17 protein-coding genes are annotated in these 16,060 nt (G+C 72.7%); 12 read left to right on the forward strand and 5 right to left on the reverse strand.

Translation table 11 applies throughout. The annotated features are described in order from the left end of the window. The first annotated feature begins 84 nt into the window (after window positions 1–84). The gene (locus tag FHX78_RS12730; protein ID WP_145867569.1) at window positions 85–909 is read left to right on the forward strand and encodes a purine-nucleoside phosphorylase; all 825 of its coding nucleotides are present in this window, start codon (window positions 85–87) and stop codon (window positions 907–909) included. A 316-nt stretch (window positions 910–1,225) separates the two neighbouring features. Continuing rightward, window positions 1,226–2,857 carry a phospho-sugar mutase gene (locus FHX78_RS12735; protein ID WP_145867570.1) on the forward strand — a complete coding sequence of 544 codons (1,632 nt, stop codon included), beginning with the start codon at window positions 1,226–1,228 and terminating at the stop codon, window positions 2,855–2,857. 46 nt (window positions 2,858–2,903) lie between these two features. On the opposite strand, the gene FHX78_RS12740 is transcribed toward FHX78_RS12735, so the two are convergent. Further along, the gene (locus tag FHX78_RS12740) at window positions 2,904–3,617 is read right to left on the reverse strand and encodes a PH domain-containing protein (protein ID WP_145867571.1); all 714 of its coding nucleotides are present in this window, start codon (window positions 3,615–3,617) and stop codon (window positions 2,904–2,906) included. Between the two features lie 112 nt (window positions 3,618–3,729). Between FHX78_RS12740 and deoC the strand changes: the two genes are divergently transcribed. The 3 genes from deoC to FHX78_RS12755 are packed head-to-tail and all read left to right on the forward strand — an operon-like array spanning window position 3,730 to window position 7,027. Continuing rightward, window positions 3,730–4,683, forward strand: coding sequence for a deoxyribose-phosphate aldolase (gene deoC / locus FHX78_RS12745; protein ID WP_145871905.1), 954 nt, complete (start codon window positions 3,730–3,732; stop codon window positions 4,681–4,683). Between the two features lie 12 nt (window positions 4,684–4,695). After that, on the forward strand, window positions 4,696–6,141 hold the full coding sequence (locus tag FHX78_RS12750; RefSeq protein ID WP_145867572.1) for an aldehyde dehydrogenase family protein: 1,446 nt from the start codon (window positions 4,696–4,698) through the stop codon (window positions 6,139–6,141). Continuing rightward, the gene (locus FHX78_RS12755) at window positions 6,134–7,027 is read left to right on the forward strand and encodes an aldehyde dehydrogenase family protein (RefSeq protein ID WP_145867573.1); all 894 of its coding nucleotides are present in this window, start codon (window positions 6,134–6,136) and stop codon (window positions 7,025–7,027) included. Before FHX78_RS12750 ends, FHX78_RS12755 begins: the two co-directional genes overlap by 8 nt. Before the next feature lie 75 nt (window positions 7,028–7,102). On the opposite strand, the gene FHX78_RS12760 is transcribed toward FHX78_RS12755, so the two are convergent. Continuing rightward, a complete protein-coding gene (locus FHX78_RS12760) occupies window positions 7,103–7,432 on the reverse strand; it encodes a hypothetical protein (RefSeq protein WP_145867574.1) in 330 nt (109 codons plus the stop codon). Window positions 7,433–7,491: 59 nt separating this feature from the next. On the opposite strand from FHX78_RS12760, the gene FHX78_RS12765 reads away from it, so the two are divergent. Further along, the gene (locus FHX78_RS12765; protein ID WP_167531753.1) at window positions 7,492–8,220 is read left to right on the forward strand and encodes a uridine kinase family protein; all 729 of its coding nucleotides are present in this window, start codon (window positions 7,492–7,494) and stop codon (window positions 8,218–8,220) included. Window positions 8,221–8,568: 348 nt separating this feature from the next. On the opposite strand, the gene FHX78_RS12770 is transcribed toward FHX78_RS12765, so the two are convergent. Then, the gene (locus FHX78_RS12770; RefSeq protein WP_145867575.1) at window positions 8,569–9,303 is read right to left on the reverse strand and encodes a SigE family RNA polymerase sigma factor; all 735 of its coding nucleotides are present in this window, start codon (window positions 9,301–9,303) and stop codon (window positions 8,569–8,571) included. 243 nt (window positions 9,304–9,546) lie between these two features. Between FHX78_RS12770 and afsQ1 the strand changes: the two genes are divergently transcribed. The 5 genes from afsQ1 (at window position 9,547) to FHX78_RS12795 (ending at window position 13,422) form a co-directional block, all read left to right on the forward strand. Then, the gene (afsQ1, locus tag FHX78_RS12775; protein WP_189908514.1) at window positions 9,547–10,224 is read left to right on the forward strand and encodes a two-component system response regulator AfsQ1; all 678 of its coding nucleotides are present in this window, start codon (window positions 9,547–9,549) and stop codon (window positions 10,222–10,224) included. Further along, on the forward strand, window positions 10,221–11,819 hold the full coding sequence (locus tag FHX78_RS12780; RefSeq protein WP_145867577.1) for a sensor histidine kinase: 1,599 nt from the start codon (window positions 10,221–10,223) through the stop codon (window positions 11,817–11,819). Before afsQ1 ends, FHX78_RS12780 begins: the two co-directional genes overlap by 4 nt. After that, a complete protein-coding gene (locus FHX78_RS12785; RefSeq protein ID WP_167531754.1) occupies window positions 11,816–12,439 on the forward strand; it encodes a hypothetical protein in 624 nt (207 codons plus the stop codon). The genes FHX78_RS12780 and FHX78_RS12785 overlap by 4 nt, the downstream gene beginning before the upstream one ends. Window positions 12,440–12,582: 143 nt before the next feature. Next, entirely contained in the window at window positions 12,583–13,164 is a 582-nt protein-coding gene (locus FHX78_RS12790; protein ID WP_145867578.1) for a VanZ family protein, read from the forward strand. Window positions 13,165–13,224: 60 nt separating this feature from the next. Beyond that, entirely contained in the window at window positions 13,225–13,422 is a 198-nt protein-coding gene (locus FHX78_RS12795; protein ID WP_145867579.1) for a PspC domain-containing protein, read from the forward strand. 120 nt (window positions 13,423–13,542) lie between these two features. Here FHX78_RS12795 and FHX78_RS12800 read toward each other — a convergent pair whose 3' ends face one another. Together FHX78_RS12800 and FHX78_RS12805 are read right to left on the reverse strand one after the other, a co-directional pair. Beyond that, window positions 13,543–13,887 (reverse strand): ATP-binding protein, encoded by a 345-nt coding sequence (locus tag FHX78_RS12800; RefSeq protein WP_145867580.1) that lies wholly within the window; start codon window positions 13,885–13,887, stop codon window positions 13,543–13,545. A gap of 138 nt (window positions 13,888–14,025) precedes the next feature. After that, entirely contained in the window at window positions 14,026–15,183 is a 1,158-nt protein-coding gene (locus tag FHX78_RS12805) for an adenosine deaminase (RefSeq protein ID WP_145867581.1), read from the reverse strand. A 113-nt stretch (window positions 15,184–15,296) separates the two neighbouring features. On the opposite strand from FHX78_RS12805, the gene FHX78_RS12810 reads away from it, so the two are divergent. Further along, on the forward strand, window positions 15,297–16,058 hold the full coding sequence (locus tag FHX78_RS12810) for an alpha/beta hydrolase (protein ID WP_145867582.1): 762 nt from the start codon (window positions 15,297–15,299) through the stop codon (window positions 16,056–16,058). Window positions 16,059–16,060 lie beyond the last annotated feature (2 nt).

Below are 16,060 nucleotides of genomic sequence, written 5' to 3' on the forward strand. Positions count from 1 at the left end.
TCCCAGGAAACGACGGGACAACGATCGCCAACCCGCCACCTCCCGCATCTACGCGCGTAGGCGAATACCGGCTACCCTCGACGCGTGAACGCTTCTCTTCTTCCGGACGACATCCAGGGCGACCCCTACGCCGCAGCCGACGCCGCCGCCGCGCGCCTGCGCGAACTCACCGGCGCCGAGACCCACGACGTCGCCCTCGTGATGGGCTCCGGCTGGGCACCGGCCGCGGACGCCCTCGGCACGCCCGAGGCCGAGTTCCCGGTGACCGAGCTGCCCGGTTTCCCGCCGCCGGCGGTCGAGGGCCACGGAGGCAGGGTCCGCTCGTACCGCATCGGCGCGAAGCGCGCCCTGGTCTTCCTGGGCCGCACGCACTACTACGAGGGGCGCGGGGTCGCCGCCGTCGCCCACGGCGTGCGCACCGCCGTGGCGGCGGGCGCGAAGACCGTCGTCCTGACCAACGGCTGCGGCGGCCTGCGCGCGGGCATGCGCCCCGGCCAGCCGGTCCTGATCAGCGACCACATCAACCTCACCGCCACCTCCCCCATCGTGGGCGCCCACTTCGTCGACCTCACCGACCTCTACTCCCCCCGCCTGCGCGCCCTGTGCAAGGAGGTCGACCCCACGCTGGAGGAGGGCGTCTACGCCCAGTTCCCCGGCCCGCACTACGAGACCCCGGCCGAGATCCGCATGGCCCGGGTCATCGGCGCGGACCTGGTCGGCATGTCCACGGTCCTGGAGGCCATCGCCGCACGCGAGGCGGGCGCGGAGATCCTGGGCATCTCCCTGGTCACCAACCTGGCCGCGGGCATGACGGGCGAACCCCTCAACCACGAGGAGGTCCTCCAGGCGGGCCGCGACTCCGCCACCCGCATGGGCTCCCTCCTGACCCAGGTCCTCGGCCGCCTGTAACACCCGAGACCGGCGGCGGGGCGCGCTGCCCGCGTACCGCGTACGGCGCGAAGGGGACGGGGCGGGGGTACCCGCCCCCCGGCGGCCGACGCGTCGACCGGGGAACATGTCAAGTGACCGATTCCGCGCCGGACCGAGGACGGGTACCCCCGGCCCGGTCCCGCCCCGCCCACCGGCCCCAGGCGCCACCGCACCCCCACCACAGCCGCACAGGCGCCGCCGGCACCCCAGGTACCGCCCGAGCCGGGCACCGCCCCCCACCCCCGCGCCGCAGGCACAGAACACGCACCCCACCGGACCGAGAGGCTGACCGAACGTGCACGACGCCCTCATCGCACAGGCCCAGGCATGGCTGACCGAGGACCCCGACCCGGACACCCGTGAGGAACTCGCCCGTCTCATCGACGCCGACGACCGCGCCGAGCTCGCCGCACGCTTCGCCGGCACCCTCCAGTTCGGCACCGCCGGCCTCCGGGGCGAACTCGGCGCGGGCCCGATGCGCATGAACCGCTCCGTCGTCATCCGCGCCGCCGCCGGCCTCGCCGCGTACCTCAAGAAGAACGGCCACACCGGCGGCCTGGTCGTCATCGGCTACGACGCCCGCCACAAGTCGGCCGACTTCGCCCGCGACACCGCCGCCGTCATGACCGGCGCCGGTCTGCGGGCGGCCGTCCTCGACCGCCCCCTCCCCACCCCCGTCCTCGCCTTCGCCATACGGCACCTCGGCGCCGTCGCGGGCGTGGAGGTCACCGCCAGCCACAATCCGCCCCGGGACAACGGCTACAAGGTGTACCTCGGCGACGGCTCGCAGATCGTCTCCCCGGCGGACGCCGAGATCGCCGCCGAGATCGAGGCCGTCCCCTCCCTCACCACCGTCGACCGCCCCACCGAAGGGTGGGAGACCCTCGACGACACCGTCCTGGACGCCTACCTGGCCCGCACGGACGCCGTCCTGTCCAAGGACTCGCCCCGCACCGCCCGCACCGTCTACACGGCGATGCACGGCGTCGGCAAGGACGTCCTGCTCGCCGCCTTCGCCCGGGCCGGCTTCCCCGCCCCCGACCTCGTCGCCGAGCAGGCGGACCCCGACCCGGACTTCCCGACCGTCGCGTTCCCCAACCCGGAGGAGCCGGGCGCGATGGACCTCGCCTTCGCGAAGGCCCGTGAGACCGACCCGGACCTGGTCATCGCCAACGACCCCGACGCCGACCGCTGCGCCGCGGCCGTCAGGGACGGCGCCGACTGGCGCATGCTGCGCGGCGACGAGGTCGGCGCGCTGCTCGCCGCCCACCTGGTCCGCCGCGGAGCGACCGGCACGTTCGCCGAGTCGATCGTGTCGTCGAGCCTGCTCGGCCGCATCGCCGGGAAGGCCGGGCTGCCGTACGAGGAGACGCTGACCGGCTTCAAGTGGATCGCCAGGGTGGAGGGCCTGCGCTACGGCTACGAGGAGGCCCTCGGCTACTGCGTCGACCCGGACGGCGTGCGCGACAAGGACGGCATCACGGCGGCGCTCCTGCTCACGGAGCTGGCCTCCGAGCTGAAGTCGGAGGGCCGTACCCTCCTCGACCTCCTGGACGACCTCGCCGTGGAGCACGGCCTGCACGCCACCGACCAGCTCTCGGTCCGGGTGCAGGACCTGTCCGTGATCGCCGCGGCGATGCGCCGCCTGCGCGAGCGGCCCCCCACCGAGCTGGCCGGTCTGGCCGTCGTCACCGCCGAGGACCTGACCCGGGGCACGGACCGGCTCCCCCCGACGGACGGCCTGCGCTACACGATGGACGGCGCGCGGGTCGTGGTCCGCCCCAGCGGCACGGAACCGAAGCTGAAGTGCTACCTGGAGGTGGTGGTCCCGGTCGCCGCGAAGGCCGGCCTGCCCGAGGCCCGCGCCAGGGCGACGGCCCTTCTGGAGCGGATCAAGCAGGACCTGTCCCGCGCGGCCGGCATCTGAGGGAGCGGGGCCGGGGGAACACCACCCCTTGGCCCCACTCCACCCCTCACCCGACGGCCAGCAGCACCGCCAGCAGCACCACCCCCGCGACGACGGGCCCCACGATCTCGTAGGCCCAGCGCACGGTCACCTCGCCCTGCGCGGCCTCCGCCTCCTGCCGCCGCTCGCGCAGCTCACGCATCTCGTCCATCGCCCGGTCGCTCTCGGCCCGCCGGGGCCCCTCGGCAGCGGCCCCCGCTCCGAACGCGCCCCGGCCGCCCCGCCGTCCCCCGCGTTCGCCGTCACCGCCGCCCTCGCCGCGTGCGGCCCGCGCCGCCGCCCGCGTCTCCTGCCGGGCCGCCTTGCTGCGGGCCCGCAGGGAGACCGGAAGCGCCCACAGCTGGTACTTGGCGCCGGAGTCGTCGACGACCTCGTTGGAGAACCCGGACCGCAGCGAGGCCACCCGCCCCCAGGGCAGCACGATCACGCGGAACGGGTTGCGGACGCGCAGCCGGTCGTCGTTGACGTACACGGCGGGACGCAGGGTGTAGGCGACGACCAGGGGCGCGAGGAGGAGCATGGTGGCGAGGGACAGCCACGGGGTGCGGCCCTCTCCGGCGACCACCGCGTCGATGCCGAGCCATCCGATGACGGCGAGCAGCAGCACCCCACCGGCGAGGGCCGCGGGCGAGCGGTAGATCCGGTCCTGGTACTGCGGTGCCGCGGACCCCGAGGGCTTCGAGGGCTCCGGGGCAGGCGACTGAGGGTCGGGGGTCGTCATGCTCCCGATTCTGCACGACGGCTCCCAGAACGCCGTACGCGGTGGACGCCCGCCGGGATCGGTGGGAGGGCTGTACAGCCGCTACGCGCGTAGATATGCTCGTCTGGTGACCATGCCCACCACTGCACCCCACGCTCTCAGCGACGTCACCGCGTCCGACGGCACGCTGCGCCGCTTCCTCCACGGGCTGCCCGGCGTCGACGCGGTCGGCCTGGAGGCGCGCGCCGCCTCCCTCGGCACCCGTTCGATCAAGACGACCGCGAAGGCGTACGCCATCGACCTCGCCATCTCGATGGTCGACCTGACGACGCTGGAAGGCGCGGACACCCCGGGCAAGGTCCGGGCGCTCGGCGCGAAGGCGGTCCGCCCCGACCCGACCGACCGCACCACGCCCGCCACGGCCGCGGTCTGCGTCTACCCCGACATGGTGGCCACGGCCAAGGAGGCCGTCGCCGGTTCCACCGTCAAGGTCGCCTCGGTCGCCACCGCGTTCCCGGCCGGCCGCGCCCCGATCGCGGTCAAGCTGGCGGACGTCCGCGAGGCCGTCGCCGCCGGTGCGGACGAGATCGACATGGTCATCGACCGCGGGGCGTTCCTCGCGGGGCACTACCTGAAGGTGTACGACGAGATCACCGCCGTGAAGGAGGCCTGCGGGACGAGCGCCCGCCTCAAGGTCATCTTCGAGACGGGCGAGCTGTCGACGTACGACAACATCCGCCGGGCGAGCTGGCTCGGCATGCTGGCGGGCGCGGACTTCATCAAGACCTCGACCGGGAAGGTCGCCGTCAACGCGACCCCCGCGAACACGCTCCTGATGCTGGAGGCGGTCCGCGACTTCCGTGCCCAGACCGGCGTCCAGGTCGGCGTGAAGCCGGCCGGCGGCATCCGCACGTCCAAGGACGCCATCAAGTTCCTGGTCCTGGTCAACGAGACCGCGGGCGAGGACTGGCTGGACAACCACTGGTTCCGCTTCGGCGCCTCCTCGCTGCTGAACGACCTGCTGATGCAGCGGCAGAAGCTGGCCACCGGCCGCTACTCCGGCCCTGACTACGTGACGGTGGACTGAGACCCCATGACCATGGAAAAGCGGACATCCGCATTCGAGTACGCGCCGGCGCCCGAGTCCCGCGCGATCGTCGACATCGCCCCGTCCTACGGCCTGTTCATCGACGGCGAGTTCACCGAGGCGGCCGACGGCAAGGTCTTCAAGACCGTCTCCCCCTCCACCGAGGAGGTGCTCGCCGAGGTCGCCGAGGCCGGTGAGGCGGACGTCGACCGGGCGGTGAAGGCCGCCCGCAAGGCGTTCGAGAAGTGGTCGGCGCTGCCCGGCGCCGAGCGCGCGAAGTACCTCTTCCGCATCGCCCGCATCATCCAGGAGCGCAGCCGCGAACTGGCCGTCCTCGAAACGCTCGACAACGGCAAGCCGATCAGGGAGACCCGCGACGCGGACCTCCCCCTGGTCGCGGCGCACTTCTTCTACTACGCGGGCTGGGCGGACAAGCTCGACCACGCCGGCTACGGCGCCGACCCGCGCCCCCTCGGCGTCGCCGGCCAGGTCATCCCCTGGAATTTCCCGCTCCTGATGCTGGCGTGGAAGATCGCCCCGGCGCTGGCGACGGGCAACACGGTGGTCCTGAAGCCCGCCGAGACGACCCCGCTCTCCGCGCTCTTCTTCGCGGACGTCTGCCGCCAGGCCGGGCTCCCCAAGGGCGTCGTCAACATCATCACCGGCGACGGCCGCGCCGGCGCCGCGCTGATCGCCCACCCCGACGTGAACAAGGTCGCCTTCACCGGCTCCACGGCCGTCGGCAAGGAGATCGCGCGCACGGTCGCGGGCACCCGCAAGAAGCTGACGCTCGAACTGGGCGGCAAGGGCGCCAACATCGTCTTCGACGACGCGCCGATCGACCAGGCCGTCGAGGGCATCGTCAACGGCATCTTCTTCAACCAGGGCCAGGTCTGCTGCGCGGGCTCCCGCCTGCTGGTCCAGGAGTCGATCCACGACGAGCTGCTGGACTCCCTCAAGCGCAGGCTCACCACCCTCCGCCTGGGCGACCCGCTGGACAAGAACACCGACATCGGCGCGATCAACTCCGCCGAGCAGCTGGCCCGGATCACCGCGCTGGCCGACCTGGGCGAGGCGGAGGGCGCCGAGCGCTGGTCCCCGGCCTGCGACCTCCCGGAGAGCGGCTACTGGTTCGCCCCGACGCTCTTCACGAACGTCACCCAGGCGCACACCGTCGCCCGCGACGAGATCTTCGGCCCGGTGCTGTCGGTCCTGACCTTCCGCACCCCCGACGAGGCCGTCGCCAAGGCCAACAACACCCCGTACGGCCTGTCGGCGGGCATCTGGACGGAGAAGGGCTCGCGCATCCTGGCGGTCGCGAACAAGCTCCGCGCGGGTGTCGTCTGGTCCAACACGTTCAACAAGTTCGACCCGACGTCGCCGTTCGGCGGCTACAAGGAGTCGGGCTTCGGCCGCGAGGGCGGCCGCCACGGCCTGGAGGCGTACCTCGATGTCTGATCAGAACCGCCTGAGCGTCTTCAAGACCTACAAGCTGTACGTCGGCGGGAAGTTCCCGCGTTCGGAGAGCGGCCGGGTGTACGAGGTGACCGACTCCAAGGGCAAGTGGCTGGCGAACGCGCCGTTGTCGTCCCGCAAGGACGCCCGTGACGCGGTGGTCGCCGCGCGCAAGGCGTTCGGCGGCTGGTCCGGGGCGACGGCGTACAACCGCGGGCAGATCCTCTACCGCGTCGCGGAGATGCTGGAGGGCCGCCGCGACCAGTACGTCGCGGAGGTCGCGGACGCCGAGGGGCTGTCGAAGTCCAGGGCGGGGCTCCAGGTGGACGCGGCGATCGACCGCTGGGTCTGGTACGCGGGCTGGACGGACAAGATCGCCCAGGTGGTCGGCGGCGGCAACCCGGTGGCGGGCCCGTTCTTCAACCTGTCCTCCCCCGAACCGACGGGCGTGGTCGCCGTACTGGCCCCGCAGGAGTCGTCGTTCCTGGGCCTGGTGTCGGTGGTCGCCCCCGTCGTCGCCACGGGCAACACGGCGGTCGTGGTGGCGTCCGAGAAGGCTCCGCTGCCCGCCCTCTCCCTCGGCGAGGTCCTGGCCACCTCCGACCTCCCCGGCGGCGTGGTCAACGTCCTCTCCGGCCGTACGGCGGAGATCGCCGCCCCGCTCGCCGCGCACCAGGACGTCAACGCGATCGACCTCGCGGGCGCGGACGAGGCGCTGGCGAAGGAGCTGGAGATCGCGGCCGCAGACAACCTCAAGCGGGTGCTGCGTCCACAGCCTGTGGACAACTGGTCGGCCGATCCGGGAACGGACCGCATGACGGCGTTCCTGGAGACCAAGACGGTCTGGCACCCGACGGGTTCGCTGGGCGCCTCGGGCTCCGCCTACTGACCGGCCCCCCATGACCGGAGCGCCGCACTCCGCCACCGTCCGGGCGGGGTGCGGCGCTCTGCCGTGCGCCGGACGTCAGCGGACCGGCAGGCTCGTCACCGAGCCGACCACCGGAACGCCGCCGACCGACGGCGCCTGCGCGACCGGCCCGGTCACCGCCCGCGAGTCCACCGGCCGGAAGTCGGCGACCTGGGTGCCGACGCCGTTGTCGAGCGGGTCCACGCCCGTACCGGCGAGCGGATTGGGCTTGAGGTCCGCGACCGTGCCCACGACCTGGCCGGCGCTGTCGGGCAGCACGTCCGCCTCCGCGGCCGTCGCCCCGGCGCCGAGCGCCGCTCCCGCGGTCGCGAGCACGGCCAGCGCGCGTCGGGCGGCCGGAGTCCTGGGTGCCTTGTGTCGGGCCATCGCTGTGCCACCTGTCGCCTTCACTGGGTGATCGGATCGACGCGAAGAGTAGTGGAGATGTGACGCGCGCTTCAAAGCCGCACCGCGGGGTCGTACGCCACCCGAACGATGCCTCACACTGGTGTCCCGTGAGTTCCCAGTCGCCCATATCCGCGCGAGTCGTGCTGCTCTGCGGCCCCTCCGGCTCCGGCAAGTCCCTCCTCGCGGCCCGCTCCGGCCTCCCGGTGCTGCGCCTCGACGACTTCTACAAGGAGGGCGACGACCCGACGCTGCCGCTGGTGGCGGGCACCTCCGACATCGACTGGGACCACCCGGGCTCCTGGGACGCCGACACCGCTGTCGCCGCCATCGACCGGCTGTGCCGCACGCGTCGCACACAGGTGCCCGTCTACGACATCTCCCTGAGCGCCCGCACCGGCGAGGGGACCGTCGACATCGGCGGGACACCGCTGTTCATCGCGGAGGGCATCTTCGCCGCGGAGATCGTCACCCGCTGCCGTGAACTGGGGCTGCTGGCGGACGCGCTGTGCCTGAGCCGCGGCCCGGTGCGCACCTTCCGCCGGCGCTTCCTGCGGGACCTGAAGGAGAGCCGCAAGTCGGTGCCGTTCCTGCTGCGGCGCGGCTGGCGGCTGATGCGGCTGGAGCGGTCGATCGTCGCCCGCCAGACGGCGCTGGGCGCGTACGCCTGCGACCGGGACGAAGCGCTGGGCCGGCTCGCCAGGGCGGCGGTCGCCGGACGGACGGCGACGGGCACGAGCACGAGCACGAGCACGAGCACGCCGGCCTAGCGGAGTTCCGAGGCGCGGGGAGTCCACGCACACGAAAGGCGGGACTGGGCGGGCCCCCCGGCCCTCCAGTCCCGCTGTTTCGCACTCCCCCGTGATCCCCGTGTCCCCAGAGGTCCCCCGTGACCCCCTTGTGCTCCCCCTTTTTGTTCCCCCGCCGGTTCCCCCGTCGGTCCCCCATGAGTTCCCCATGGGTTCCCGGCGGATTCCCCGGCGGATTCCCCCGTCGGTCCCCCACCCGTGACGGTGACGCCCCCCGGCGTCCCGTCGGTTCCCCCGTGGCCCCGGTCTCCCGGGTCCCCCGATCCCTCGGTTCCCCGATCCCCCCGGGTCCCCGTTTCCCCCGTACCTTCAGGCGACGAGCTCCCCGAAGGCGTCCTCCTCGTCACGGCCGAAGCTGAGGACCTCGTCCTCACGCAGCCGGCGGAGCGACCGCCAGATGCTGGACTTCACCGTGCCGACACTGATGCCGAGGATGTCCGCGATCTCCGGGTCCGTGCGGCCCTCGTAGTAGCGCAGGACCAGCATGGTGCGCTGGAGTTCGGGCAGCCGGGCCAGCGCCTGCCACAGGACCGCGCGCAGTTCGGTGCCGCGCATCGCGTCCGTGTCACCGGCCGTCTCCGGCAGCTCCTCGGTCGGGTACTCGTTCAGCTTGCGGCGGCGCCACGCGCTGATGTGCAGGTTGGTCATGGTCCGGCGGAGGTAGCCGCCGACCGCCGCCTTGTCGCTGATCCGGTCCCACGCCCGGTAGGTCGAGAACAGCGCGCTCTGCAGCAGGTCCTCGGCCTCGAAACGGTCGCCGGTCAGGTGGTAGGCGGTGGCGTACAGGGAGGCGCGGCGCTCCCGGACGTAGGCGGTGAACTCCACCTCCGTCAGCGAGCCGCGCTCCCCCGGGTCCTCCCCGTACGCGTTCCCCCCGGTCTCCCCCTTGGGTGCGTCAACCACCGTCATGATCGTGGTGTGCTGACGCCCGGTGCCGCGGGCGCACCCCCGCATGCCCGCCGCACCGGACTTCTCGGAACCCCGGTGCACGTCGTGCAGACGCGTGATCACTGCGCTGGTGCTGGTGCCGTGCAGCGTGTTCATCTCGCGCCCCCCGTCGTGGACTTCCGGTGTTCGGTCCTGCTGTTGTGCTCGTGCCGAAAAGCTTGCCGGGGGACCTTCATGGCCGTGTCCGCCGACTGTCACAGACCTGTCACAGGGGCCGGGCACGGCGGGAACACAGATCCTTCACAGGAGTCGGTGCACGTAGCGCCACGTATGCGGGCCCAATGGGCATCTGTCGTCCACGGGTCGAACAGGGAGCCCTCCATGGGCCAGAATGAGCCCGTGCCTTCCCTGTTGCTGATCGAGGACGACGACGCCATCCGCACGGCCCTGGAGCTCTCTCTGACGCGCCAGGGCCACCGGGTGGCGACCGCTGCCAGCGGTGAGGACGGTCTGAAGCTGCTGCGCGAGCAGCGGCCGGATCTGATCGTGCTGGATGTGATGCTGCCCGGCATCGACGGGTTCGAGGTGTGCCGGCGCATCCGGCGCACGGACCAGTTGCCGATCATCCTGCTGACCGCCCGCAATGACGACATCGACGTCGTGGTCGGCCTGGAGTCCGGCGCCGACGACTACGTCGTCAAGCCGGTGCAGGGCCGGGTGCTGGACGCCCGGATCCGGGCGGTGCTGCGGCGCGGGGAGCGGGAGTCCAGCGACTCGGCGACCTTCGGCAGCCTGGTCATCGACCGTGCGGCGATGACGGTGACGAAGAACGGCGAGGACCTCCAGCTGACGCCGACCGAACTGCGGCTGCTGTTGGAGCTGAGCCGGCGGCCGGGCCAGGCGCTGTCCCGGCAGCAGTTGCTGCGGCTGGTGTGGGAGCACGACTACCTGGGCGACTCCCGGCTGGTGGACGCCTGTGTCCAGCGGCTGCGCGCCAAGGTCGAGGACGTGCCGTCGTCCCCGACGCTGATCCGTACCGTGCGCGGTGTCGGCTACCGGCTGGACCCGCCTCAGTGACCGAGGAGCACCAAGGGGGGAGCCGCGGCTGGTCCGCGGCACGCAAGGGAGTCTGGTCACGGCTGCGCTTCACCAGCCTGCGGCTGCGGCTGGTGGTGGTGTTCGGGCTGGTCGCGCTCACCGCCGCGGTGTCCGCGTCCGGCATCGCGTACTGGCTGAACCGCGAGTCCGTGCTGACCCGTGCGCAGGACGCGGTGCTGCGCGACTTCGAGCAGGAGATGCGCAACCGGGCGGGCGCGCTGCCCGAGCACCCCACACAGGACGAACTGCAGCGCACTGCGGGCCAGATGGCGAACAGCGGGCAGCGCTTCACCGTGCTGCTGGTCGCCGAGGACCCGGACGGGCGGACCGTCTACGGCGGTTCGGGCGGGCTGAGCGGCTTCTCGCTGCGGGACGTGCCGGCCTCGCTGCGCGAGGCGGTCACCGAGCGGCAGAAGGTCACCTCGGCGAACAAGTACCCGCACCACCTGTACTGGCAGCGGATCGTCGACGGCGACACCCCGTACCTGGTGGCGGGGACCCGGATGATCGGCGGCGGGCCGACCGGCTACATGCTGAAGTCGCTGGAGCCGGAGGCCAAGGACCTCAACTCGCTGGCCTGGTCGCTGGGCATCGCCACCGGGCTGGCGCTGATCGGTTCCGCGCTGCTCGCGCACGCCGCCGCCACGACGGTGCTGAAGCCGGTGCAGCGGCTCGGCGTGGCCGCCCGGCGGCTCGGCGAGGGCAAGCTGGACACCCGGCTGAGGGTGTCGGGCACCGACGAACTGGCGGATCTGTCGCGGACGTTCAACAAGGCGGCGGAGGCGCTGGAGAAGCGGGTGGCCGACATGGCGGCGCGGGACGAGGCGTCCCGCCGGTTCGTGGCGGACATGAGCCATGAGCTGCGGACGCCGCTGACCGCGATCACCGCCGTGACCGAGGTCCTGGAGGAGGAGCTGGAGTCCGAGGGCGGCGGCGGCATGGACCCGATGATCGAGCCCGCCGTGCGGCTGGTGGTGAGCGAGACCCGCCGGCTGAACGACCTGGTGGAGAACCTGATGGAGGTCACCCGCTTCGACGCGGGCACGGCCCGCCTGGTCCTCGACGACGTCGACATAGCCGACCAGATCACCGCCTGCATCGACGCGCGTGCCTGGCTGGACGCGGTCGAGCTGGACGCCGAGCGCGGCATCCACGCCCGGATCGACCCGCGCCGGCTGGACGTGATCCTGGCCAACCTGATCGGCAACGCGCTCAAGCACGGCGGTTCGCCGGTGCGGGTGGCGGTGCGCGAGGAGGACACCGAGGGGGACGGGGGCGTGGTGGTCATCGAGGTGCGGGACCACGGGCCGGGCATCCCCGAGGAGGTCCTGCCGCACGTCTTCGACCGCTTCTACAAGGCCAGCGCCTCCCGGCCGCGCTCCGAGGGCAGCGGTCTGGGCCTGTCCATCGCGCTGGAGAACGCCCACATCCACGGCGGTGGGATCACCGCGGCCAACTCCCCCGAGGGCGGCGCCGTGTTCACGCTGCGACTGCCGCGGGACGTGTCCGCGCAGAGCCCCGCGGAGCGGACCGGAGACGCCGGGGGCGAAGGCGCCGAGGGGGACGCCCGATGAACGCACGACGCGGGACCGTACGCCGTGCGGCGGCGCTGCTGGCCTTCGGGATGCTGGGCGGTCTGCTCACCGGGTGCGGGATCCGGGCCACGGAGGTGCCGACCGACTTCGGCCCCGCGCCCTCACGGGTGAGCTGCTCGCTGGCCGAGCCGGAGGTGTCGACGCAGGCCGTGCGGGGACTGCCGGTGCGGGTGTTCCTGCTGTGCGGGTCGTCGCTGGTGGCCGTGGACCGGACGGTCCGGGTGCCGGACGGGGCGGCGGACTCGCGCCGCGTGCCGGTGGCGCAGGGGCTGCTGGACGAGCTGTCCCGGCAGCCGACGGCGGCCGAGCAGGAGGCCGGGTACACCACGCGGGTGCGGCGCGGGACGACCGTGAGCGGTCCGCGGTCCGGCGACCCGGAGGACACGCTGCGGCTGAGCACCGCGCCCGGGAGCCTCGCCTCCGCCCAGCTGGCGCAGATCGTGTGCACCTTCTCCGACTCGGCGGCGGCCGAGGGCGACGGATCGGTGATCCTGGGCGGTCCCGACGACGGCCGGCCGCGCCGCTACGAGTGCACCGACGAGGTCCGGACCCGTCCGGACCAGGAGGAACCGCCGTCCTCGGAGACCACGGGGAACTGAGCCGCGCGGCGGGCGCGGCACGCGGCACGGTGCGGTGGTCCGCGCGGTGGTCCGCGCGGTGCGCGGCACTGTGGCGCATGCCTCACCCGGCGAACGGGTGACATCCCGGAACCGATCCCGCGGGACGCCGCGTCTAGGGGGTCGTGCAGCGTCAAGGCTTCGTCGGCGGCACCGCCGCGTTCCGTGTCCGTGTGACAGGAGGGCTCCTCCTGGCGGCGTATCTCGCGTTCGTCGCCTGGTTCGCGCTGCGGCCGCTGGACGTGCCCTGGGTGATGCCCGCCAATCTGCGGCCCTTCGACGGGATCCGGGCGGATTTCGCGCTGGGCTGGGCGGAGGGGGTCCGCAGGACCTGCGAGGGGCTGGCGCTGCTCGCGCCGCTGGGGGTGCTGCTGCCCATGGCCGGGGGCCGGCCGGACGTCCCGCCGGTGGGTTCGCTGGTGCGCACCATGGCGGCGACCGCCCTGGTGTCGCTGGCCGTCGAGATGCTGCAGACCGCGGTGCCGGGCCAGGTCGTGGACATCGACTCGCTGCTGCTGAACACCGTGGGCGCGGGGCTCGCGCACGCGGCCGTGGTGCCCGCGGGCCGCTCCTGGCTGCGCCGCCACGGCATGGGACGGCCGGTCACCGCCGTCCTGGCGGAGGAGCCGGCTCAGGGTAGGACCCCGACGATTCCCAGGGTCGGGATCGCCCCGTGGAGCGACGCTTTGCCCCCTTCGTCTCCGTAACGTGGAGTGCATGGAGGCAACCGACCGGGAAGCCTCGCACCGCTCACGAAGGAGCCGCAGATGAGCCGCCCCGTCCGCCCCCACGACCGCATGATCGGCGGAGTGTGCGCCGCGCTGGCCCGGCGCTTCGGCACCTCCGCGACCACGATGCGGGTGATCTTCCTGCTCTCGTGTCTGCTTCCGGGCCCGCAGTTCCTGCTCTACATAGCGCTGTGGATCCTGTTGCCCTCGGAGGAGAAGGCCCGGACGGCCTGGTAGTCCCGCCCCGCGGAGCGACACCGTCTCCCTCAGGGCCGTGTACGGCCCTCTCCCCGAGTACGCCGATGGGGCGCACCCCGAGTCCGGGTGCGCCCCATCGGCCGTCGCGGCCCGGGTGGGTCAGGCGCCGAGCGGGACACCGTTGAAGGCGAGGCCCTGGGTGGGCACGCCGCCCTGGAGGGGCAGGCCGCCGAGGAGATTGGCGGCGGGGAGCTGCGAGCCCGCCTGCTCGGCGACCGGCTGCGCGGTCGCCGAGCCGGTCAGCTCCTGTCCCTGCGCGAGCAGGCGGTCCGAGCCCGGCAGCCCGCCGGACAGCTGCTCCGCGGGCACGGCCTGGGTGACGGTGTCCAGCGCCGGCAGGGCGTCGGGGACGGCGGGGGCGGCGTGGGCGGCGCCCGCACCGGCGGCGGCGAAGGCGGCACCGAGGGCGGCGACACCGAGGGTCTTGGCAGCAGACTGCTTCATGAAATGCGTCCTCGAAATGGGATACGGGGATGTGAGCGGTGTGGTGACCGTAAACACGCGGCACCTCCCGCCGCAAACATCGAAATGCGGACGGATGGTGAACGCCGTCCGCGGTCCCGTCATCCGAGAACGCCCCGTTCAGTCTTCCGTGGCCGGGGAACCGCTGGTGGAAGCGGTCTGCCGGAACAGCCATTCGGATTTCAGCTCGGCATATCCGGGCTTGATGACGTCATTGATCATGGCCAGACGTTCATCGAAAGGAATGAACGCTGATTTCATCGCATTGACGGAGAACCACTGCAGGTCGTCGAGCGTGTAACCGAAGGCGTCGACAAGGTGCTCGAATTCCCGGCTCATGCCGGTGTGCGACATCAGACGGTTGTCGGTGTTCACCGTGACCCGGAAGTGCAGCCGGCGCAGCAGTCCGATGGGGTGCTCGGCGTACGAGGCGGCCGCGCCGGTCTGGAGGTTGGAGCTGGGGCACAGCTCCAGCGGGATGCGCTTGTCCCGGACGTAGGAGGCGAGGCGGCCGAGCTTCACGGTGCCGTCCTCGTGGACCTGGATGTCGTCGATGATGCGCACCCCGTGTCCGAGCCGGTCGGCGCCGCACCACTGGAGCGCCTGCCAGATGGACGGCAGGCCGAAGGCCTCACCGGCGTGGATGGTGAAGTGGTTGTTCTCGCGCTTGAGGTACTCGAAGGCGTCGAGGTGCCGGGTGGGCGGGTAGCCGGCCTCGGCGCCCGCGATGTCGAAGCCGACGACGCCCAGGTCCCGGTAGCGGTTGGCGAGTTCGGCGATCTCCAGGGCGCGGGCGGCGTGCCGCATCGCGGTGAGCAGGGCGCCGACGCGGATGCGGTGGCCGTTCTCCTTGGCGCGGCGCTCGCCCTGCCGGAAGCCCTCGTTGACCGCCTCGACGACCTCTTCGAGGGTCAGTCCGCCGTCCAGGTGCTGTTCGGGGGCGTAGCGCACCTCGGCGTAGACGACACCGTCCTCGGCGAGGTCCTCGGCGCACTCGGCGGCGACCCGGACGAGGGCGTCGCGGGTCTGCATGACCCCGACGGTGTGCGAGAACGTCTCCAGGTAGCGCTCCAGGGAGCCGGAGTCGGCGGCCTCGCGGAACCACAGGCCGAGCTTGCCGGGATCGGTCTCGGGGAGCTGGTCGTATCCGGACGCGCGGGCCAGGTCGACGACGGTGCCGGGGCGCAGTCCGCCGTCGAGGTGGTCGTGCAGCAGAACCTTGGGGGCCCGGCGGATCTGGTCCGTGTCCGGGGTGTTCGCAATGGTCTGGCTCGTCATTTTCGCACTCTAACTCCTACGCGCGTAGATCACTCGTCGCCCGCCCGCGTCGATACGCAACGGTGACCGCACGGACGGGTGGAGTACACCGGTGCTTCTGACACTGTTCTGTCATGGCACAGGAAGCGACGCCGGTGCGCACGGCCCGGCTGGGGCGGGCGCTCGGCCCGGAACCGACGGCGGTGGACGGCGTGGTGCTGCTGCTCCCCGGCGGCGAGGAGTTCTCCGGCCGCAGGCCGTCCGCCCTGGTGGCGGCCGCCTCGGTGCGGGGTCTGGGACGCCGTCTGACCCGCGCGGCCCGGGACCGGAGCCTCGCCACCCATGTCGTCCACTACCGCTACCGGGGCTGGAACGGCAGCGAGGCGCATCCGGCGCGCGACGCCGCCTGGGCCGTCGACGAGGCCGTCCGGCGGTACGGCGACGTCCCCGTGTGTCTCGCCGGGATCGGGATGGGCGGCAGGGCCGCGCTGCGCGCGGCGGGCCACGAGGCCGTCAACTCCGTGCTGGCGCTGGCTCCCTGGCTGCCGGAGGAGGACGTGGCGGCGCCACCCGAACCGGTGAAGCAGCTCGCCGGGCGGCGGGTGCTGATCGTGCACGGCACCAACGACGCCCGGACCGACCCGGAGCTGTCGTTCCGGCTGGCGTCGCGGGCGAAGAAGGCGAACCGGGAGGTGTGCCGGTTCGAAGTCCACTCGGACGGCCACGGGTTGCACCAGTACCGGGACGAAGTGCTGGCGCTGGCCGAGGACTTCGTGATGGGCGCGTTGTTCGGGCGGGCGCTGTCCCGGCCCGTGCGGGACGCCTTGGCGGCGCCTCCTCCGCTGGGGCTGCGGATGCCGCTGGCGGCGGGATTCGGCAGGTCGTTGCGGCGCTGACG

Origin of the sequence: Streptomyces capillispiralis, assembly GCF_007829875.1 — a bacterium.
GTDB lineage: Bacteria > Actinomycetota > Actinomycetes > Streptomycetales > Streptomycetaceae > Streptomyces > Streptomyces capillispiralis.

Coding starts and splice junctions, on each gene's coding strand:
- FHX78_RS12795 (WP_145867579.1), top strand. CDS start 13,225: ATGAGCCGCCCCGTCCGCCCCCACGACCGCATGATCGGCGGAGTGTGC.
- FHX78_RS12755 (WP_145867573.1), top strand. CDS start 6,134: ATGTCTGATCAGAACCGCCTGAGCGTCTTCAAGACCTACAAGCTGTAC.
- FHX78_RS12760 (WP_145867574.1), bottom strand. CDS start 7,432: ATGGCCCGACACAAGGCACCCAGGACTCCGGCCGCCCGACGCGCGCTG.
- FHX78_RS12750 (WP_145867572.1), top strand. CDS start 4,696: ATGGAAAAGCGGACATCCGCATTCGAGTACGCGCCGGCGCCCGAGTCC.
- deoC (WP_145871905.1), top strand. CDS start 3,730: ATGCCCACCACTGCACCCCACGCTCTCAGCGACGTCACCGCGTCCGAC.
- FHX78_RS12810 (WP_145867582.1), top strand. CDS start 15,297: ATGGCACAGGAAGCGACGCCGGTGCGCACGGCCCGGCTGGGGCGGGCG.
- FHX78_RS12785 (WP_167531754.1), top strand. CDS start 11,816: ATGAACGCACGACGCGGGACCGTACGCCGTGCGGCGGCGCTGCTGGCC.
- FHX78_RS12800 (WP_145867580.1), bottom strand. CDS start 13,887: ATGAAGCAGTCTGCTGCCAAGACCCTCGGTGTCGCCGCCCTCGGTGCC.
- FHX78_RS12770 (WP_145867575.1), bottom strand. CDS start 9,303: ATGAACACGCTGCACGGCACCAGCACCAGCGCAGTGATCACGCGTCTG.
- FHX78_RS12740 (WP_145867571.1), bottom strand. CDS start 3,617: ATGACGACCCCCGACCCTCAGTCGCCTGCCCCGGAGCCCTCGAAGCCC.
- FHX78_RS12805 (WP_145867581.1), bottom strand. CDS start 15,183: ATGACGAGCCAGACCATTGCGAACACCCCGGACACGGACCAGATCCGC.